General features: G+C 66.4%; 17 protein-coding genes. 14 read left to right on the top strand and 3 right to left on the bottom strand.

The genetic code is table 11. The features are described 5' to 3' along the window. Positions 1 to 272: 272 nt before the first annotated feature. Positions 273 to 1121 (bottom strand): hydroxymethylpyrimidine/phosphomethylpyrimidine kinase, encoded by an 849-nt coding sequence (locus tag X946_RS23905; RefSeq protein ID WP_038752949.1) that lies wholly within the window; start codon positions 1119 to 1121, stop codon positions 273 to 275. A gap of 217 nt (positions 1122 to 1338) precedes the next feature. Between X946_RS23905 and X946_RS23900 the strand changes: the two genes are divergently transcribed. From X946_RS23900 to X946_RS23865, 8 genes are all read left to right on the top strand, one after another. Beyond that, positions 1339 to 1509, top strand: coding sequence for a rubredoxin (locus X946_RS23900; protein ID WP_004186709.1), 171 nt, complete (start codon positions 1339 to 1341; stop codon positions 1507 to 1509). A gap of 119 nt (positions 1510 to 1628) precedes the next feature. Continuing rightward, positions 1629 to 2939 (top strand): hypothetical protein, encoded by a 1311-nt coding sequence (locus tag X946_RS23895; protein ID WP_226377229.1) that lies wholly within the window; start codon positions 1629 to 1631, stop codon positions 2937 to 2939. 195 nt (positions 2940 to 3134) lie between these two features. Then, entirely contained in the window at positions 3135 to 3713 is a 579-nt protein-coding gene (locus X946_RS23890; protein ID WP_038752945.1) for a YqgE/AlgH family protein, read from the top strand. After that, positions 3710 to 4150, top strand: coding sequence for a Holliday junction resolvase RuvX (gene ruvX / locus X946_RS23885; RefSeq protein WP_038752943.1), 441 nt, complete (start codon positions 3710 to 3712; stop codon positions 4148 to 4150). The genes X946_RS23890 and ruvX overlap by 4 nt, the downstream gene beginning before the upstream one ends. Next, positions 4137 to 4655: a bifunctional pyr operon transcriptional regulator/uracil phosphoribosyltransferase PyrR gene (gene pyrR, locus X946_RS23880; protein ID WP_038752940.1), complete on the top strand. Its 519-nt coding sequence runs from the start codon at positions 4137 to 4139 to the stop codon at positions 4653 to 4655. The genes ruvX and pyrR overlap by 14 nt, the downstream gene beginning before the upstream one ends. Positions 4656 to 4736: 81 nt before the next feature. Further along, positions 4737 to 5768, top strand: a complete 1032-nt coding sequence (locus tag X946_RS23875) for an aspartate carbamoyltransferase catalytic subunit (protein ID WP_038752938.1) — start codon at positions 4737 to 4739, stop codon at positions 5766 to 5768. A gap of 101 nt (positions 5769 to 5869) precedes the next feature. Continuing rightward, positions 5870 to 7147, top strand: a complete 1278-nt coding sequence (locus tag X946_RS23870; RefSeq protein WP_038752936.1) for a dihydroorotase — start codon at positions 5870 to 5872, stop codon at positions 7145 to 7147. A gap of 13 nt (positions 7148 to 7160) precedes the next feature. Beyond that, positions 7161 to 8030 carry a lysophospholipid acyltransferase family protein gene (locus X946_RS23865; protein WP_038752935.1) on the top strand — a complete coding sequence of 290 codons (870 nt, stop codon included), beginning with the start codon at positions 7161 to 7163 and terminating at the stop codon, positions 8028 to 8030. Positions 8031 to 8112: 82 nt separating this feature from the next. On the opposite strand, the gene X946_RS23860 is transcribed toward X946_RS23865, so the two are convergent. Beyond that, the gene (locus tag X946_RS23860) at positions 8113 to 8961 is read right to left on the bottom strand and encodes a symmetrical bis(5'-nucleosyl)-tetraphosphatase (RefSeq protein WP_038752933.1); all 849 of its coding nucleotides are present in this window, start codon (positions 8959 to 8961) and stop codon (positions 8113 to 8115) included. A gap of 377 nt (positions 8962 to 9338) precedes the next feature. Here X946_RS23860 and rfbB point away from each other — a divergent pair, with 377 nt between their 5' ends. The 4 genes from rfbB to rfbD are packed head-to-tail and all read left to right on the top strand — an operon-like array spanning position 9339 to position 12747. Then, positions 9339 to 10400 (top strand): dTDP-glucose 4,6-dehydratase, encoded by a 1062-nt coding sequence (gene rfbB, locus X946_RS23855; protein WP_038752931.1) that lies wholly within the window; start codon positions 9339 to 9341, stop codon positions 10398 to 10400. 11 nt (positions 10401 to 10411) lie between these two features. Beyond that, positions 10412 to 11305: a glucose-1-phosphate thymidylyltransferase RfbA gene (gene rfbA, locus X946_RS23850; protein ID WP_038752929.1), complete on the top strand. Its 894-nt coding sequence runs from the start codon at positions 10412 to 10414 to the stop codon at positions 11303 to 11305. After that, positions 11290 to 11841 (top strand): dTDP-4-dehydrorhamnose 3,5-epimerase, encoded by a 552-nt coding sequence (gene rfbC, locus X946_RS23845; RefSeq protein ID WP_038752927.1) that lies wholly within the window; start codon positions 11290 to 11292, stop codon positions 11839 to 11841. Before rfbA ends, rfbC begins: the two co-directional genes overlap by 16 nt. 9 nt (positions 11842 to 11850) lie before the next feature. Then, complete coding sequence (gene rfbD, locus X946_RS23840; protein ID WP_038752918.1) at positions 11851 to 12747, top strand: dTDP-4-dehydrorhamnose reductase; 897 nt, start codon at positions 11851 to 11853, stop codon at positions 12745 to 12747. A gap of 7 nt (positions 12748 to 12754) precedes the next feature. Here the strand turns inward: rfbD and X946_RS23835 are convergent, their stop codons facing one another. Next, positions 12755 to 13687: a glycosyltransferase family 2 protein gene (locus tag X946_RS23835; RefSeq protein WP_081989989.1), complete on the bottom strand. Its 933-nt coding sequence runs from the start codon at positions 13685 to 13687 to the stop codon at positions 12755 to 12757. A 965-nt stretch (positions 13688 to 14652) separates the two neighbouring features. Between X946_RS23835 and X946_RS23830 the strand changes: the two genes are divergently transcribed. After that, positions 14653 to 15399 carry an ABC transporter permease gene (locus X946_RS23830; protein WP_231752847.1) on the top strand — a complete coding sequence of 249 codons (747 nt, stop codon included), beginning with the start codon at positions 14653 to 14655 and terminating at the stop codon, positions 15397 to 15399. Continuing rightward, the gene (locus tag X946_RS23825) at positions 15389 to 16741 is read left to right on the top strand and encodes an ABC transporter ATP-binding protein (protein WP_038752914.1); all 1353 of its coding nucleotides are present in this window, start codon (positions 15389 to 15391) and stop codon (positions 16739 to 16741) included. The genes X946_RS23830 and X946_RS23825 overlap by 11 nt, the downstream gene beginning before the upstream one ends. Positions 16742 to 16751 lie beyond the last annotated feature (10 nt).

Genomic DNA, 16751 nt, shown 5'->3' with positions numbered 1-16751 from the left:
CGACGGTATCGGGCGACGGTATCGGGCGACGGTATCGGGCGACGGTATCGGGCGACGGTATCGGGCGACGGTATCGGGCGACGGTATCGGGCGACGGTATCGGGCGACGGTGGCGGAGTTTGAGGTCCGAAGTCCGAGGGCTGGCGCCAACGATCCGGGGTTCGAGCTCCGAAGCTGGGGGAGGCGAAGCCAGAAGCTAAAAGCCCCCGCCGCTCGCCGGCACCGTCCGGATCTCCCGGGTGCCGCCAATGCCGCGCCCGGGCATCGCCACTTCAGTTCGCGCGCTTGCCGACCCCGGTCGGCGCGGGCGATTCGTCCTCATTGCTGCGCGCCCAGAAGAAGCGATCCGGCAGGTACGCGCCCATCCCGGGCCGAAACGCGTCGCGCGCCGCCTGATAGAGATACTCCTGCGCCTCGCGCACCGCCTCCGGCGGCTCCTGGCCGTTCGCGAGCAGCGCCGCGATCGCCGCGCCGAGCGTGTCGGTGATGCCCATCAGCCGATGCGGCGTGCGCTCCCACAAATCCTGCCGGATCTGGCCTTCCTCGCTGTACAGCGAATTGACGAGCCGGTGGGAGCCGGTCTCGGTCGCCAGGATGTATTCGCAGCCCTGGCTGAGCAGATGCGACAGCGCGGCGTCGAGATTCGGCGCTTCGGCGTCGCCGTCCGGCTGCGCGAGCGCGATGAGCGTCGCTTGATCGGCGACGAGGAGCGTCGTTTGCGGCGCGAGCAGATCGGCGATCGATTCGCGCAGGTCGTCGGCGGCTAGCACATGCTCGTCGTCGAGCGTGAAGTCCGGTGCGAGGACGAGCGGCACGCCGTCGTAATCGGCGACCACTTCCGCGATCGCGCTCACGACTTCCGCCCGCGTCGCCGCGCCGATCTTGAACGCGGCAACGGGCATGTCTTCGAGCAGCATGCGAGCCTGGGCGGCGACGGTGTCGGGATCGAGTCCGGTGACTTCGTCGCAGGCGGCGGAGTCGCGCACGGTGTAGCCCGTCAGCACGGACACGCCGTGGCAGCCCATGCTCGCGAGGGTCATCAGGTCGGCTTGCAGGCCGGAGCCGCCCGTCGGATCGGACAGGCCGAAAGTGAGGACGATCGGAGGGGTGTTGCTGGACATGGAAATGGAAAGAGGAAACGATGAAGCCGGTTGGCGGATGCACCAGCCAGGTGCGCCCGCGCAGTCAATTATGCGGCGGATTCCGTTCGTTCGAAGCGTTTTTTTATCGCGTCGCAGCGAGCAAACGTGTCTAGAGGCCGATTGCTAGGCAGTCCGGCGCCGACACGGTACCATCATGGCTCTTCAAATCAACGGACTTTCCTTTACGCGGCTTAAGATGGAATATAAAAGCTGGATGTGCCTGATCTGCGGCTGGATTTACGACGAAGAAGCTGGGTTGCCGGAGGAGGGCATTGCCCCAGGCACACGCTGGGAAGACGTTCCCATCAACTGGACATGCCCCGAGTGCGGCGCGCGCAAGGAAGATTTCGAGATGGTCCAGATCTGACCGTCTCGCGCCGCCGGTTCGCGATCGAGCGAGCCGGCGGCGTCGGCGCGGCGGCATCGACGGGTTGAGGCGCCGCTTGCGGCGCGGCTTCGTTTCAGGTGCTGACGCTCGTGGCCATCATTTCTGAAATCGCAACGGTTCCGATCCTCGACGCCTTGCCCAATCCGCGGGGCGGCGCCGTCCCCACGGCCGAGGCGGCGCTGCGCGCCGCGCAACAGGCGTTCGAGCGGCGAGCCGATCCGGCCGAGCCGCTTGCCGTCGCTTCCGCGGCGCTGCACGAGGCGGGCTGGCTCGCCGCGCAGCGCTTCACCGTCGCGCTTGCGCATGCCGCGCCGCTTGCGGCGACCGAAGTTCAGCCGATCGCGTTCGAGTCCGCGTTGCGGGATTTCCGCGCCGCGCTCGAGCGGCACAATCTGCGTGAGCTCGCGTGCTCGCCGCTGCTGTTCGAGCATTACGGCGCGCTGTGCGCGCAGGCCGCGAGCGACTTGCGCGCGGATACGCCGCGCGACGCGCTCGCGCTCGCCGGCCGGGCGGTGCCGCCCGCGACGCTGTATGCGCTGTCGCCGCATGCGCTTGCGCACCTGCGCGCGCGCTACGAGCAGGCGCTTCTCGGCGCGTTGCGCGCGTCCGAGGCGGCGACCGACACGGCGCTCGACGGGCTCGCCGAATGCACGGCCGAACTGGCTGGCCCGTTTCCGTACGACTTTTGGCGACTCGCCGGCGCGTGCGTGCGGGTGCTGCGCGTGCACGGCGGCGTCGAACTCAAGCGCTTTCTCGCGCGCTGCAATCTGCTGCTCGGCGAGCAGGCACGCGGCTTGCGGATCGCGCCGGCCGCACTTGTCCGGGAGGCGCTCGCGCTTTTCTGGCGCGACTATGCGCTTTACGGCGCGGCGGCCGAGGACGTGAGCGACGTCGAGCTGTTGCATGACTACGGGCTGACCGTCGCGTGGCACGTCGCGGCTACGCAGGCGTCCGAGGCGTTGTGGGAGGCGGGCGCCGCGCGCGCCGAGGCCGAAGCGGTGCGCGCCGCGCCGACGCGAGAGCTCGGTGTCGTCACCGTCAACGGCCATGCATATGAAGATTTTCTGCAGACGGCCGATGCGTCGATGGCCGAACTGGCGCTCGATCCGCGCGCGGCCGACGCGGGCGCCGCATGGCAGGCGGCGGAGGCTGCGTATCGTGTCGGCTCTGCCGCGTGTGCGCTCGGGCTCGGGCACACGGCGCTGCTCGCCGATGCGCTCGGGCTCGCGTGGCGCCGCCGCGCGCATCTCGGCGCGACGGACGAGGCCGGCGCGGCGGCGTGCCGGCAGGCCGCGGAAGCGCTGCGCGCCGCGTTGCACAGGATCGCGGCGGGCATCGCGCCGCCCGACTTGACGGACGCGTGCGCGGCGCTCGCGGGCGCATTGTCGGGCGCGGCCCGGAACGCATGACGGGACGGGCGGCGAGTGAACTGCTCGGCTGGCTTCTTGCTTTCGGCCGATGTGGCGCAATCACGCGCGGCGCGCATGCCGATTGGCCGCGAACGCGTGATAGAGTGAGTGATATGTCGTGTCGACCCGCGCGGCGTACGAGGCCGCGATACGCGGCGTCCGTCGCGCCGCGAGGTCTTTGCTAAAATTCAAACCATGTCAAAGAGTTCCGATCGCATCAACCTTACCAACCAGTTCCTGATCGCCATGCCGAACATGGCGGACCCGACGTTTTCAGGAACGGTGGTCTATCTTTGCGATCACAGCGAGCGCGGTGCGCTCGGCCTCGTCATCAATCGCCCGACCGACATCGATCTCGAGTCGCTGTTCAACCGCATCGACCTGAAGCTCGAGATCGAGCCCCTCCTGCATATCCCCGTCTACTTCGGCGGCCCGGTGCAGACCGAGCGCGGCTTCGTGCTGCACGAGCCGGTCGCGGGCAGCGCGTACAACTCGTCGATGACGGTCGAAGGCGGGCTCGAGATGACGACGTCGAAGGACGTGCTCGAGGCGGTCGCGACGGGCACGGGCCCGAAGCGTTTCCTGCTGACGCTCGGCCATGCCGGCTGGGGCGCGGGACAGCTCGAAGAAGAGATTTCGAAGAACGGCTGGCTCACGGTCGCGGCCGATCCGCGGATCGTGTTCGACACGCCCGCCGAGGAGCGCTTCGAAGCGGCGCTCGGGTTGCTCGGCGTGAGCCCGTCGATGCTTTCCGGCGAGGCAGGGCACGCATGAGCGCGGCGCTTGCGCGCGACGCGACGCTCCTGGCGTTCGACTACGGCGAAAAACGCATCGGTGTGGCGGTCGGCAATGCGCTGACGCGCACGGCCCGCGCGCTCGTCATCGTTCCCAATCTGAACCGCGAGCACCGCTTCAAGGCGGTCGGCGAGCTGATCGCGCAATGGAAGCCGGACGCGCTCGTCGTCGGCTTGCCGCTGCATCCGGACGGCGCGCCGCACGAGATGACGCAGCGGGCATTGCGCTTCGGCAATCAGTTGAACGGCCGCTTCAACCTGCCGGTGAGCTGGGTCGACGAGCGCTATTCGTCGGTCGAAGCGCGTGCGGGCCTGCGCGCGCGCGGCGCCGGCGCGGATCGCGTCGACGCCGAGGCCGCCCGTGTCATCCTCCAACAATACCTCGACGAACTGCCCGATCATCATGAGTTCAATTGACGCCGAGGCGCTTTACCGCGTCCTGCTCGACCAGATTCGCGGCGCCTATGGCGAAGCCGCGTTCGCCGAAGCGGGCGGGCCCGTGCTCGCCGGCATCTACAGCGGCGGCGCATGGCTCGCCGAGCGCCTCGCGCGCGATCTTGCCGCGCCGGGTTTCGGCGTCGTCAACGTCGCGCTGCATCGCGACGATTACGCGAAGAAGGGGCTGCACAGCCAGGCGAGCCCGACGTCATTGCCGTTCGAGGTCGAAGGGCGGCGCATCGTCCTCGTCGACGACGTGCTGTACACCGGGCGCACGGTGCGCGCGGCGCTCAACGAGCTGTACGACTACGGGCGGCCCGCCGCCGTCGAGCTCGCGGTGCTCGCCGATCGCGGCGGGCGCGAGCTGCCGATTGCGGCGCGTTTCGCCGGGGGCACGCTCGCCGTGGACGCCGACGCGACGCTCGTGCTCGAGCGCACCGACGCGGGACAATTCACGCTTCGCACCGAGGCGCGCGCCGGCTGACGCGCGCCACACGCATTCCGGCCGCCCGCGCGCATCGCGCATCCGGGCGCCGTTTGGCAACACGTTGGAATCACGCACATCATGACGACCGACACCACCGGCCGCACCGGCAACCCCGCCGCGGCCGCGCCCGCCGAGCGCTTTCGCTACGGCTTCCTGAAGGGCAACCCGCAGCTCACGAAGAACGGCGAGCTCAAGCATCTGCTGACGATCGAGGGGCTGCCCCGCGCGATCGTCAACCAGATCCTCGACACCGCCGAGCAGTTCGTCAGCGTGACCGACCGCGAAGTGAAGAAGGTGCCGCTCCTGCGCGGCAAGTCGGTGTTCAACCTGTTCTTCGAGAATTCGACGCGCACGCGCACCACGTTCGAGATCGCCGCGAAGCGGCTGTCCGCCGACGTGATCAACCTGAACATCAACGCGTCGTCGACGAGCAAGGGCGAATCGCTGCTCGACACGATCAACAACCTGTCGGCGATGCACGCCGACCTGTTCGTCGTGCGCCACGCGTCGAGCGGCGCGCCGTACCTGATCGCCGAGCACTGCGCGCCGCACGTGCACGTGATCAACGCGGGCGACGGCCGCCATGCGCACCCGACGCAGGGCCTCCTCGACATGTACACGATCCGCCACTACAAGCGCGATTTCACGAAGCTGCGCGTCGCGATCGTCGGCGACATCCTGCATTCGCGCGTCGCGCGCTCGGACATCCATGCGCTCACGACGCTCGGCGTGCCGGAAGTGCGCGCGATCGGCCCGCGCACGCTGCTGCCGGGCGGGCTCGAGCAGATGGGCGTGCGCGTGTTCCACAACCTCGACGAAGGCCTGAAGGACGTCGACGTGATCATCATGCTGCGTTTGCAGAACGAGCGGATGAGCGGCGCGCTGCTGCCGTCCGCGCAGGAATATTTCAAGAGCTGGGGCCTGACGCCCGAGCGCCTCGCGCTCGCCGCGCCCGACGCGATCGTGATGCACCCGGGGCCGATGAACCGCGGCGTCGAGATCGACTCGCAGGTGGCCGACGGTCCGCAATCGGTGATCCTGAACCAGGTGACGTTCGGCATCGCGGTGCGGATGGCCGTGATGGGGATAGTCGCGGGCACGAACGACTGACGGAACGACTGACGCATCGCGCCGTCCAGGCGCCGCGGGCGCCCCGCGCCGCGTGCCGGACCCGACGAAATCAACGCATTCAACGCATCAACAGACAGCGCATGAAGATTCATATCAAAGGCGGCACGCTCATCGATCCGGCGGCCGGCATAGAGCGGCAGGCCGACGTGTTCGTCGCGGCCGGCAAGGTGGCCGCGATCGGCGCGGCCCCCGCCGATTTCAACGCGGCGAAGACGATTGACGCGGCCGGGAAGATCGTCGCGCCGGGCTTCGTCGATTTGTCGGCGCGGCTGCGCGAGCCGGGCTACGAGCACAAGGCGACGCTCGAATCCGAAATGGCCGCGGCGGTCGCGGGCGGCGTGACGAGCCTCGTGTGCCCGCCCGACACCGATCCCGTGCTCGACGAGCCGGGCCTCGTCGAGATGTTGAAGTTCCGCGCGCGCAACCTGCACCAGGCGCACGTGTATCCGCTCGGCGCGCTGACGGTCGGCCTGAAAGGGCAGACCATCACCGAGATGGTCGAGCTGACCGAAGCGGGCTGCATCGGCTTCACGCAGGCGGATGCGCCCGTCGCCGATACGCAGGTGCTGCTGCGCGCGCTGCAGTATGCGAGCACCTACGGCTACGCCGTGTGGCTGCGGCCCGTCGACGCGTTCCTCGCGAAGGGCGGCGTCGCGGCGAGCGGGCCTGTCGCGTCGCGGCTCGGCCTGTCGGGCGTGCCGGTCGCGGCCGAGACGATCGCGCTGCACACGCTCTTCGAGCTGATGCGCGTGACGGGGGCGCGCGTGCACGTCGCGCGGCTGTCGTCGGCGGCGGGCGTCGCGCTCGTGCGCGCGGCGAAGGCCGAGGGCCTGCCCGTGACCTGCGACGTCGCCGCGAACCACCTGCATCTGATCGACGTCGACATCGGCTACTTCGACGCGCAGTTCCGCCTCGATCCGCCGCTGCGCACCGAGCGCGACCGCGAAGCGATTCGCGCCGCGCTCGCCGATGGCACGATCGACGCGATCTGCTCGGACCATACGCCCGTCGACGACGACGAGAAGCTGCTGCCGTTCGCCGAGGCGACGCCGGGCGCGACGGGCCTCGAGCTGCTGCTGTCGCTGACCGTCAAATGGGCGCGGGAAGCCGGCGTGCCGATGGCGCGCGCGCTCGCGAAGATCAGCTCGGCGCCCGCCGGCGTGCTGAAGCTGCCCGCGGGGCGCGTCGAAGAAGGCGCACTCGCCGACCTGTGCGTGTTCGATCCCAATGCGCACTGGCGCGTCGAGCCCCGCGCGCTGAAGAGCCAGGGCCACAACACGCCGTTCCTCGGCTACGAGCTGCCCGCGCGCGTGTGCGCGACGCTCGTCGGCGGCCAGGTCGCGTTCGAGCGCCGCTGACGCGAGCCCCATCATGAGAGCCCTACGCAAGACGCGCCTCGTCCTGCATCTGCTGCGCGGGATGGCGGTCGTCGCATTGTTCTTCGAGCGCGTGACGCCCGCGCGCCGCCTGGACATCACGCGGCGCTGGACCGTGAAGATGCTGCAGCTTTGCGGAATGCGGCTCGTCGTGCACAACGACGCGGCGCGGCTCGACGAGCGCGCGCTCGTCGTCGGCAATCACGTGTCGTGGCTCGACATCTACGTGATCAACGCGTGGCGGCCGACGCCGTTCGTGTCGAAGGCGGAGGTGCGCGCGTGGCCCGTCGTCGGCTGGCTCGCCGAGCGCCTCGGAACCGTGTTCATCCAGCGCGAGAAACGCAGCGAGGCGAAGCGGATCATGCACGAGCTTGCCGAGCGCCTCGACAAGGGCGAGCTGATGTGCGTGTTTCCGGAAGGCACGACGTCCGACGGCCTCGGGCTGCTGCCGTTCCATTCGAACCTGTTTCAGGCGGTGGTGTCGGCCGGCTGCGCGGTGCAGCCGATCTGCCTGATGTATGAAGACGGGCGCGGGCGCCAGTCGGTTGCGCCGGCATACGTCGGCGATCTGTCGCTTGCCAGGTCGCTCGACATGGTGCTGAGCGGCGGGCCGCTCACCGCGCATCTCTACGTGTGCGAGCCAATCGCCGCGACGGGCGACCGGCGAGAAATGGCCGCGCGCGCGCGCGCGGCGATCGCCGATGCGCTTGCACGGATGCAGCGAGACGTCGAGCGGCCGCTCGATGCGGATCTCGCGCGGCTTGCCGCCGCCGCGCATCCGACGCCCGCCGAGCCGGCCGGCGAATCCGAGGGCGAGGCCGAGCCGGAGGTAAGCGTCGACGCGATGCCGCGCCGCGAGGGGTAGGCGCAATGAGGCATCGACCGGCGGGAGGCGGCGGCGCCCGCCGGCCGCATTCCCGCACGGTCGGGCTTGCCGAGACGGTTGGTTATTCGTCCGCCGCCCCGCAGCGTTCGCACGCGACCTGCGTAACCGCGCGCTCGGCCGGCTCGTGCGCGAGCCGCACGGCCGACAGCCGATTGCCCCATACGCATCCCGAATCCAGCGCGACCAGGTTGTCGCGCAGCATCAGTCCCAATGCGGCCCAGTGGCCGAAGACGACCGTGACGTCCGCGCTCTTTCGCCCGGGCGCGTCGAACCACGGCAGATAGCCGGCGGGCGCGGCCGCCGGGCCGCCGTTCGCCCTGAATTCCATCGCGCCTGCGGGCGTGCAGAAGCGAATGCGCGTGAACGCGTTGAACGCGACTCGCAACCGATCCGTCCTCTTCAGGTTCGGGCTCCAGCAATTGGGGTCGTTGCCGTACAGGTTGCGCAGCGTGTCGTGCCAGTTCGGCGCGCGCAGCGCGCGCTGCAGTTCGTCGGCGAGCTCGAGCGCGAGCGTCGCGTCCCATTGCGGCAGCACGCCGGCATGCACCATCAGCATGCCGCGCTCGAAATGCGCGAACGGCCGGTGGCGCACCCATTCGATCAGATCGTCGGCGTCGGGGGCGTCGAGGATCTCGCCGATCGTGTCGCCCGGCTTCAGCGTGCGGATGCCGGCCGCGACCGCGAGCAGGTGCAGATCGTGATTGCCGAGCACCGCGACCGCGCGCTCGCCGAGCGCGGCGATCTCGCGCAGCGTCGCGAGCGACGCGGGGCCCCGGTTGACGAGGTCGCCTGCGAACCAGAGCGGCGTGCCGGCCGCCGGGGAGAGCTTGTCGAGGAGCCGCCGATAGGCGTCGTGGCAACCTTGGAGGTCGCCGAAGGCGATCGGCGGGCCGCTGGAGATAGATGTCATTCCTTTGCATTCGAGACCAAACCGGGTTCACGGTATCACAAGAAACCCCATCGATCCGGGCGGATCGGTGGCAGAAAAAATGCGATCCGGCATTGGCCGCTGCGGTAGAAACGTTCTCGAAAATATCGAGTTGCAAGCACACTTCCCGAGCTGTTTCAAGATGTTAGAGGGATGTTTTTTCACTTCCTTGCCCGTATAATTGCGGCCTTGTGGGGCAGTAGCTGTGTGCTGCCGACTTGGGCGCATGGTTCGATCGAGCCTCGCGGCCGCAACCGGCGGTGACACTCGAGCGACCAACGGCATTCTCCCGAACATGCCGGCCATGCTGACATCACGCCGGTTGTTTGACCGACTCCCAATTTCAGCAAAGGAATCCCATGATCTTGGTAACGGGCGGCGCCGGTTTCATCGGCGCCAACTTCGTGCTTGACTGGCTGGCACAATCCGGCGAAGCGGTGCTGAACGTCGACAAGCTGACGTACGCGGGCAACCTCGGCACGTTGAAGTCGTTGCAGGGGAATCCGAAGCACGTATTCGCGCGCGTCGACATCTGCGATCGCGCTGCAATCGACGCTCTGTTGGCGCAGCACAAGCCGCGGGCCATCGTGCACTTCGCGGCGGAGAGCCACGTCGATCGATCGATTCACGGCCCGGCCGATTTCGTGCAGACGAACGTGGTCGGCACCTTCACGCTGCTCGAGGCCGCGCGCCAGTACTGGAGCGCGCTCGACGCCGATGCGAAGGCCGCGTTCCGTTTCCTGCACGTGTCGACGGACGAAGTGTTCGGCTCGCTGTCCGCGACCGATCCGCAGTTCTCCGAAACCACGCCTTACGCGCCGAACAGCCCGTACTCGGCGACGAAGGCGGGCTCCGATCATCTCGTGCGCGCGTACCATCACACGTACGGGTTGCCGACGCTCACGACGAACTGCTCGAACAATTACGGTCCGTATCAGTTTCCCGAGAAGCTGATTCCGCTGATGATCGCGAACGCGCTCGGCGGCAAGCCGCTGCCCGTCTACGGCGACGGCCAGAACGTGCGCGACTGGCTCTATGTCGGCGATCACTGCAGCGCGATTCGCGAAGTGCTCGCGCGCGGCGTGCCGGGCGAGACGTACAACGTCGGCGGCTGGAACGAGAAGAAGAACCTGGACGTCGTGTACACGCTGTGCGATCTGCTCGACGAAGCGCGGCCGAAAGCCGCGGGGTCGTACCGCGATCAGATCACGTACGTGACCGATCGCCCGGGCCACGATCGCCGCTATGCGATCGACGCGCGCAAGCTCGAGCGCGAGCTCGCCTGGAAGCCGGCCGAGACGTTCGAGACGGGCCTCGCGAAGACCGTGCGCTGGTACCTCGACAACCAGGAATGGGTCGACGAGGTGGTGTCGGGCGATTACCGCAAGTGGGTCGAAACGAACTACGCGCAACGCGCGTAAAGGTTGAATCGATGGCACGCAAGGGCATTATTCTCGCCGGCGGTTCCGGCACGCGGCTGTATCCGATCACGCACGCCGTGTCGAAGCAGCTTCTGCCGGTCTACGACAAGCCGATGATCTATTACCCGCTGTCGACGCTGATGGTGGCGGGCATCCGCGACGTGCTGATCATCTCGACGCCGCAGGACACGCCTCGCTTCGAGGCGATGCTGGGCGACGGCAGCCAGTGGGGGATGAACATCCGCTATGCGGTGCAGCCGTCGCCGGACGGGCTCGCGCAGGCGTTCATCATCGGCCGCGAATTCGTCGGCCGCGATCCGTCGACGCTGATTCTCGGCGACAACATCTTCTACGGCCACGATCTCGCGAAGCAGCTCGACCGGGCGTCGGAGCAGGAATCGGGCGCGACGGTGTTCGCCTACCACGTGCACGATCCGGAGCGCTACGGCGTCGTCGAGTTCGACCGCGATTTCCGCGCGCTGTCGATCGAGGAGAAGCCCGCGAAGCCGCGTTCGAACTACGCGGTGACGGGGCTGTACTTCTACGACGACCAGGTGTGCGACATCGCGGCGGACATCAAGCCGTCCGCGCGCGGCGAGCTGGAGATCACCGACGTGAATTCCCGCTATCTCGCCGCGGGCGCGCTCAACGTCGAAATCATGGGGCGCGGTTATGCGTGGCTCGATACGGGCACGCACGATTCGCTGATCGAAGCGGCGACGTTCATCGCGACGCTGCAAAAGCGCCAGGGGCTCGTCGTCGCGTGTCCCGAGGAGATCGCGTACCGCCGGCAGTGGATCGACGCGGAGCAGGTGCTGAAGCTCGCGCAGCCGCTCGCGAAGAACGGCTACGGACAATATCTGAAACACATTCTCACGGATCAAGTCGCATGGCCATCCAAGTAACGCCGACGGCGCTGCCTGAAGTCAAGATCATCGAGCCGAAGGTGTTCGGCGACGCGCGGGGCTTCTTCTTCGAAAGCTTCAACGCGCGGGAATTCGCCGAGCAGGTGGAGGCGGGCGTCGAGTTCGTCCAGGACAATCATTCGCGCTCGGCGAGGGGCGTGCTGCGCGGGCTGCACTATCAGATCCAGCATGCGCAGGGCAAGCTCGTGCGCGTGGTCGAAGGCGAAGTGTTCGATGTCGCGGTCGACATCCGCAAGAGCTCGCCGAATTTCGGCAAATGGGTGGGCGTCGTGCTGTCGAGCGACAACCATCGGCAGTTGTGGGTGCCGCCCGGTTTCGCGCACGGCTTCATCGTGCTGTCGGAGGCTGCGCAGTTCCTCTACAAGACGACCGATTACTGGTATCCCGAATTCGAGCGGAGCATCGTGTGGAACGATCCGGCGATCGGGATCGAATGGCCGATCGATTTCGAGCCGCTGCTTGCGGCGAAGGATGCGGCGGGCAGGCTGCTTGCCGATGCCGAAGTCTTCGCGTAAGAGGTGTTCATGAGCGCTCAAACCAGCAAGCGAACGATCCTCGTGACGGGCGTCAGCGGTCAGGTCGGATTTCAACTCGCGAGAACGCTGCAGGGACTGGGGCGGATCGTCGCGTTGGATCGCGCGAAGCTGGATCTCGCGAATCTCGATCAGCTGCGAACCGTGGTGCGCGACGTGCGGCCGGCCCTGATCGTCAATCCCGCCGCCTACACCGCCGTGGACCAGGCCGAAAGCGAGCCGGAGCTCGCGATGCGCATCAACGGCGAAGCGCCGGGCGCGCTTGCCGAAGAGGCTGAACGACTGGGCGCGGCGTTGATCCACTATTCGACGGATTACGTGTTCAGCGGCGACAAGGATGGCGTCTATGTCGAGGACGATCCTATTGATCCGCAAAACGTTTATGGCCGGACCAAGCTCGCGGGCGAGCAGGCGATTGCGGCCGTCGGCGGGCGCTACTTCACGTTTCGCACGAGCTGGGTGTACGGCACGCGCGGTAAGAACTTTCTGCTGACGATGTTGCGGCTCGGCGCCGAACGGCCTGAATTGAAAGTGGTTTCCGACCAATTCGGCGCGCCGACCTGGAGCAACACGATTGCGACGCTGACTGCGCACGTGGTCGCACAGGCGTTTGCGGCGGACGATCCGGAATGGTGGCGGCAGCGCTCGGGCGTTTATCACATGACGGCCGGCGGCGGAACGTCGTGGCATGGTTTCGCGTCGGCGATCTTCGAGCTGTCGCAGTTGGACAGGCGGCCCGATGTGCAGCCGATTCCGGCTTCGGCCTATCCGTCGCCGGCGAAGCGTCCGACCAATTCGCGAATGTCCGGCGACAAGCTCGAAGCGGTGTTCGGGCTGAGGGCTCCGGATTGGCGGGAGGCGTTGCGGCTCTGTCTCGAAGAGCGGTAAGCGCGTTTCAACGCGCCTGGCCGGGGGCGCGATCGGCGCCTCGCTCGCCATACTTGCCGGTGCGTCCGGCCAGGCCGTCGAACGTTCCGCGCAACATCATGCGTACGTCGGCTATCCGATGTCTCGAGAACAGCGCGAAGATCCAGAACTTCACGAAGAGGCGAGTCGTTTCGTGGAGCTTCCAGCTGATCGGCACGTAGCGTCGCCGGCATAACAGGATGGCGTTGCGGTAGTAGTAATAGCGGCGAACGGGCCTGTGCATCGCGATGCGAACCGCGCCGAGATTGAGTGCTTTTTCGCCGATCGCGTGTTGCATGCGGACGTCGAAGACGCCATAGCTCTGGAAGCCGGCCGCCTTCGCGCGCAGACCCCATTCGATGTCGACGTAGTCGATGAACAGTGATGCGTCGAGCGGGCCGACTTCGGCGATCGTGCGTAGCGAGACGAGCGCGCCGGACGTGATCAGGTAGTCGGCGGTCGTCCAGTTTCGTGTGCCCGTCGCGTGCTTGCGGCGCGGGAAGCCTGCCTTGAACTCGATGAAAGGCAGATATTGGCCGCGGTTCTGCTCGAAGAAGTAGGGGCCCACTTGGGCGACGGGACCGCGGGCCGCGAACTCGTCGTAGTAGTGTTCTAGGCGGTCGACCATGTCCGCGGAAGGCGTGCTGTCCTGATCGAACAACACCGCGAACTCGGCCGTGCCCCGCTGGTGCGTGGCGGCGAAGCCCTGATTGAGCGCCAGCGCAATGCCCGCGTTGACGGGTTGCGCGATGAGCTCGACCTGCGAGGCCGGCAGCCGCTCCCGCCACTGCGACAGGTTGGCCGAGCCGTTGTCGACGATCGTGATCTTGCCGACTTGCGGTGCAAGAGTGGTGACGAGGCGCAGCAGCGCGGCAGTATCCGGTTCGTATGTGACGACGATGGCGTCGGAGCGCAATGACAAGACAAGCTACCTGGTGATGGATTCGATGGACGCGCGACAAGACGATTCAACGCGTGCCGAGACACGGTGCGGCATGGACGCGACAGCGCGGCGCAGGCGGAGCAGAGCACATGAGTTCCCGTCTCATGTCGTGCGATAATTCTACAATTATCGAGAGTCTAGACTGCTACCGCAATTGTAAGTTTGGACGTAAGCAATTTAGCCCTGCGATATGTCGATTCTTCCAATGATGTCTTGTGGTGGCGCAGGAACTCGCCAGGAGCCTTCATCGCGCGGCGAAGATTTGCGAGTACGCGTCGTCCGATGTGCTGAATTCGTCGCGCCGCAGCAGGCGGCTCGTTCCGGCGGCGGCTCGACGGCAATGATCGGCTCGAAGACGGCGGCTGCCCCCGAATCCCGTGCGGTCGCAACCGCGCCGATGCGACGCATCGATGGCGTTGCTCGCTTGGCCGTTCTCGAGTTCGTCGGCACCGGTGCGAGTGCGATTCCCATTGCAGCGTTTCTTGCGAAGGCGAACGCTTCCGAAGCGGCTTCGCTAGCGGGGCATTCGATCGGTCTCGCCGTTGGGATTCGGTCCGGTGTCGCGCCCGCCGCATTTCCTCTTGCCGACGTCGGCATATGGGTGGCCGATCGCCGGCGCCGCGCGTGCCGGCATCGCCGCCGCGTCGTTTGCGTCACGACGAACCGCGATACGGGCCCGGCTCGGTGTATAGCGTCGGCTCGACGGCCGGGATCGAGCACTCGCGGACATGACTGAAGCGGACGTGCGAGCGTATCTTGAAGCGGACGGCGTCGCCCGTTTCGACAACAACCTTGGCCGCAAGCACTGCGCCGGGCACGCAACATGTGCCGCCGTGCGTTCGTGACTTCGCCGACAGGTCTGACTGGAAAATATGTTGCCTATACTTACCTCACCGGTGCGAATGCTGCGTTCGCTGCGCGAGCACCGAAGTCTGATCATTGCCTTGACCGTTCGCGAAGTGCTGGGACGGTATCGCGGCTCCCTCCTCGGAATGTTCTGGTCGGTATTCCAGCCGATCCTCATGCTCGCCGTCTATGCGTTCGTGTTCGGCGTGATCTTCCGGTCGCGCTGGCCCGGCGGCACCGGCTCGACGAGCGAGTTCGCGCTCGTCCTGTTTGCGGGGCTGCTCGTGTTCAACATGTTTGCCGAGTGCCTGAACCGATCACCGACGCTGATCCTGTCGAACGCCAACTACGTGAAGCGCGTCGTGTTTCCGCTCGAAGTGTTGCCTTGCGTCACGGTTGCCGTCGCGTTGTTCCACATGTTCGTGAGCTTCGTCGTCTGGCTCATTTTCTACGCCGCGGCGATCGGCGTGCCGTCGATCACGGTGCTGCTCTTCCCGATTGCGCTGCTGCCCCTCGTGTTCTTTTCACTCGGAATCGCGTGGTTTTTTTCCGCGCTGGGCGTTTATGTTCGCGATACCGCGCAGATCACCGGTCTCGTCACGACGGTGCTGATGTTCATGACGCCGATCTTCTATCCTGCACAAGCGATTCCGGCGCGGTTCCGTGCAATCGCCGGCCTGAATCCGCTCGTGCCGATCATCGAGCAAGTGCGGCGCGTGCTGATGTGGCGCGACGGCATCGCGCTGGATGCGTTCCTGCCCGTTCTCGCCGTCTCGCTGATCGTGCTGTGGGGCGGATACACGTGGTTCGAGAAGACGAGAAAGGGGTTTGCGGATGTCCTCTGAAGTTGCCATTCAGATCGAAAATCTGAGCAAGTGCTATCACATTTACGACAAGCCCCGCGATCGCTTGATGCAGATGATCTTTCGCGGTCGGAGAACCTATTTCCGCGAGTTCTGGGCGGTTCGCAACGTGTCCTTCACGGTGGAGAAGGGCAAGACGGTCGCGATTATCGGCCGCAACGGCGCGGGCAAGTCCACGCTGCTGCAGATGATCTGCGGCACGCTCACGCCCACCGAAGGGCGCATCACGGTCAACGGCAAGGTGGCGGCGTTGCTCGAATTGGGCGCGGGCTTCAACCCCGAGTTCACAGGCCGCGAGAACGTGTATCTTGCCGCGTCGCTCTACGGTCTGACGCGCGAGCAAGTCGACGCGCGCTTCGAGACGATCGTCGCGTTTGCGAGCATCGGCGATTACGTCGATCAGCCGGTCAAGACGTATTCGAGCGGAATGTTCGTCCGTCTTGCATTCGCGGTGATCGCGCACGTCGACGCGGACATTCTGATCGTCGACGAGGCGCTGAGCGTCGGCGACGCATTCTTCCAGCAAAAGTGCATTCGCTTCCTGCTCGATTTCAAGGAAGGCGGCGGAACGCTGTTGTTCGTGAGTCACGACATGGGCGCGGTGAACGCGCTGTGCGAGTCGGCGATCCTGCTTCGGCGCGAGGGCGACGAATACTTGTATCAGACCGGCGCGCCGAAAGAGATCGCGATGGTCTATCTGCGCGATCTCTATTCGGAAAGGGCAAACGGCCAGGCAATCGCCGATGCCTCGACGAACGGCGATTCGGCGGCGATGCCCGCACTCGAGTCGCCGCGGCGCGACGGGCATCGCAGGTACGTGACGGATTCCGTGCCGCCGGTTCACTATCACGCGTCCGCGTTCCGGCCTGATGCGGAAAGCTTGGGTCTCGGCGGCGCGACGATCACGGCGGTCTTTTTCCGCGACGCGCAAGGCAGGGCCGTCAGCGAATTCATGTCCGAGGAGGATGTGAGCCTCGTGGTTCGCGCCGACGTCAAGAAACCCATGACGTATCCTGCCATCGGCTTCGTGCTCAAGGACAACAAGGGGCAAAAGCTGATGGCGGAAAGTACGGACAGCTACTTCCGACATCATGCGATCTCGGTGGAGGAGGGCAAGGAGGTCGAAGCGGTGTTCAGGATGCGCTTCCCGGCGATGATCCGGGGCGAATACCTGATCGACGTCGCCATTGCGGAGGGTCCGGGCAGCGATCACGTGCAGCACCATCTGATGCACGACGTGATCGTGCTGACGGCGCTTGGCACGAATCTCGTCCATGGGAAATTCGGCGCGCCCGGGCTGTCCGTGACCTTCGACATTAATTGATTCAGAGATC

This window comes from Burkholderia sp. ABCPW 111 (assembly GCF_000773065.1).
GTDB lineage: Bacteria > Pseudomonadota > Gammaproteobacteria > Burkholderiales > Burkholderiaceae > Burkholderia > Burkholderia savannae.
Note: the sequence above shows the minus strand (reverse complement) of the source record. Positions and strands in the feature narration are given on the sequence as shown.

Bases quoted from the DNA above. Each gene is read 5' to 3' on its own strand.
- X946_RS23905 (WP_038752949.1), bottom strand. From the start codon at position 1,121: ATGTCCAGCAACACCCCTCCGATCGTCCTCACTTTCGGCCTGTCCGAT.
- X946_RS23900 (WP_004186709.1), top strand. From the start codon at position 1,339: ATGGAATATAAAAGCTGGATGTGCCTGATCTGCGGCTGGATTTACGAC.
- X946_RS23890 (WP_038752945.1), top strand. From the start codon at position 3,135: ATGTCAAAGAGTTCCGATCGCATCAACCTTACCAACCAGTTCCTGATC.
- ruvX (WP_038752943.1), top strand. From the start codon at position 3,710: ATGAGCGCGGCGCTTGCGCGCGACGCGACGCTCCTGGCGTTCGACTAC.
- pyrR (WP_038752940.1), top strand. From the start codon at position 4,137: ATGAGTTCAATTGACGCCGAGGCGCTTTACCGCGTCCTGCTCGACCAG.
- X946_RS23875 (WP_038752938.1), top strand. From the start codon at position 4,737: ATGACGACCGACACCACCGGCCGCACCGGCAACCCCGCCGCGGCCGCG.
- X946_RS23870 (WP_038752936.1), top strand. From the start codon at position 5,870: ATGAAGATTCATATCAAAGGCGGCACGCTCATCGATCCGGCGGCCGGC.
- X946_RS23865 (WP_038752935.1), top strand. From the start codon at position 7,161: ATGAGAGCCCTACGCAAGACGCGCCTCGTCCTGCATCTGCTGCGCGGG.
- X946_RS23860 (WP_038752933.1), bottom strand. From the start codon at position 8,961: ATGACATCTATCTCCAGCGGCCCGCCGATCGCCTTCGGCGACCTCCAA.
- rfbB (WP_038752931.1), top strand. From the start codon at position 9,339: ATGATCTTGGTAACGGGCGGCGCCGGTTTCATCGGCGCCAACTTCGTG.
- rfbA (WP_038752929.1), top strand. From the start codon at position 10,412: ATGGCACGCAAGGGCATTATTCTCGCCGGCGGTTCCGGCACGCGGCTG.
- rfbC (WP_038752927.1), top strand. From the start codon at position 11,290: ATGGCCATCCAAGTAACGCCGACGGCGCTGCCTGAAGTCAAGATCATC.
- rfbD (WP_038752918.1), top strand. From the start codon at position 11,851: ATGAGCGCTCAAACCAGCAAGCGAACGATCCTCGTGACGGGCGTCAGC.
- X946_RS23825 (WP_038752914.1), top strand. From the start codon at position 15,389: ATGTCCTCTGAAGTTGCCATTCAGATCGAAAATCTGAGCAAGTGCTAT.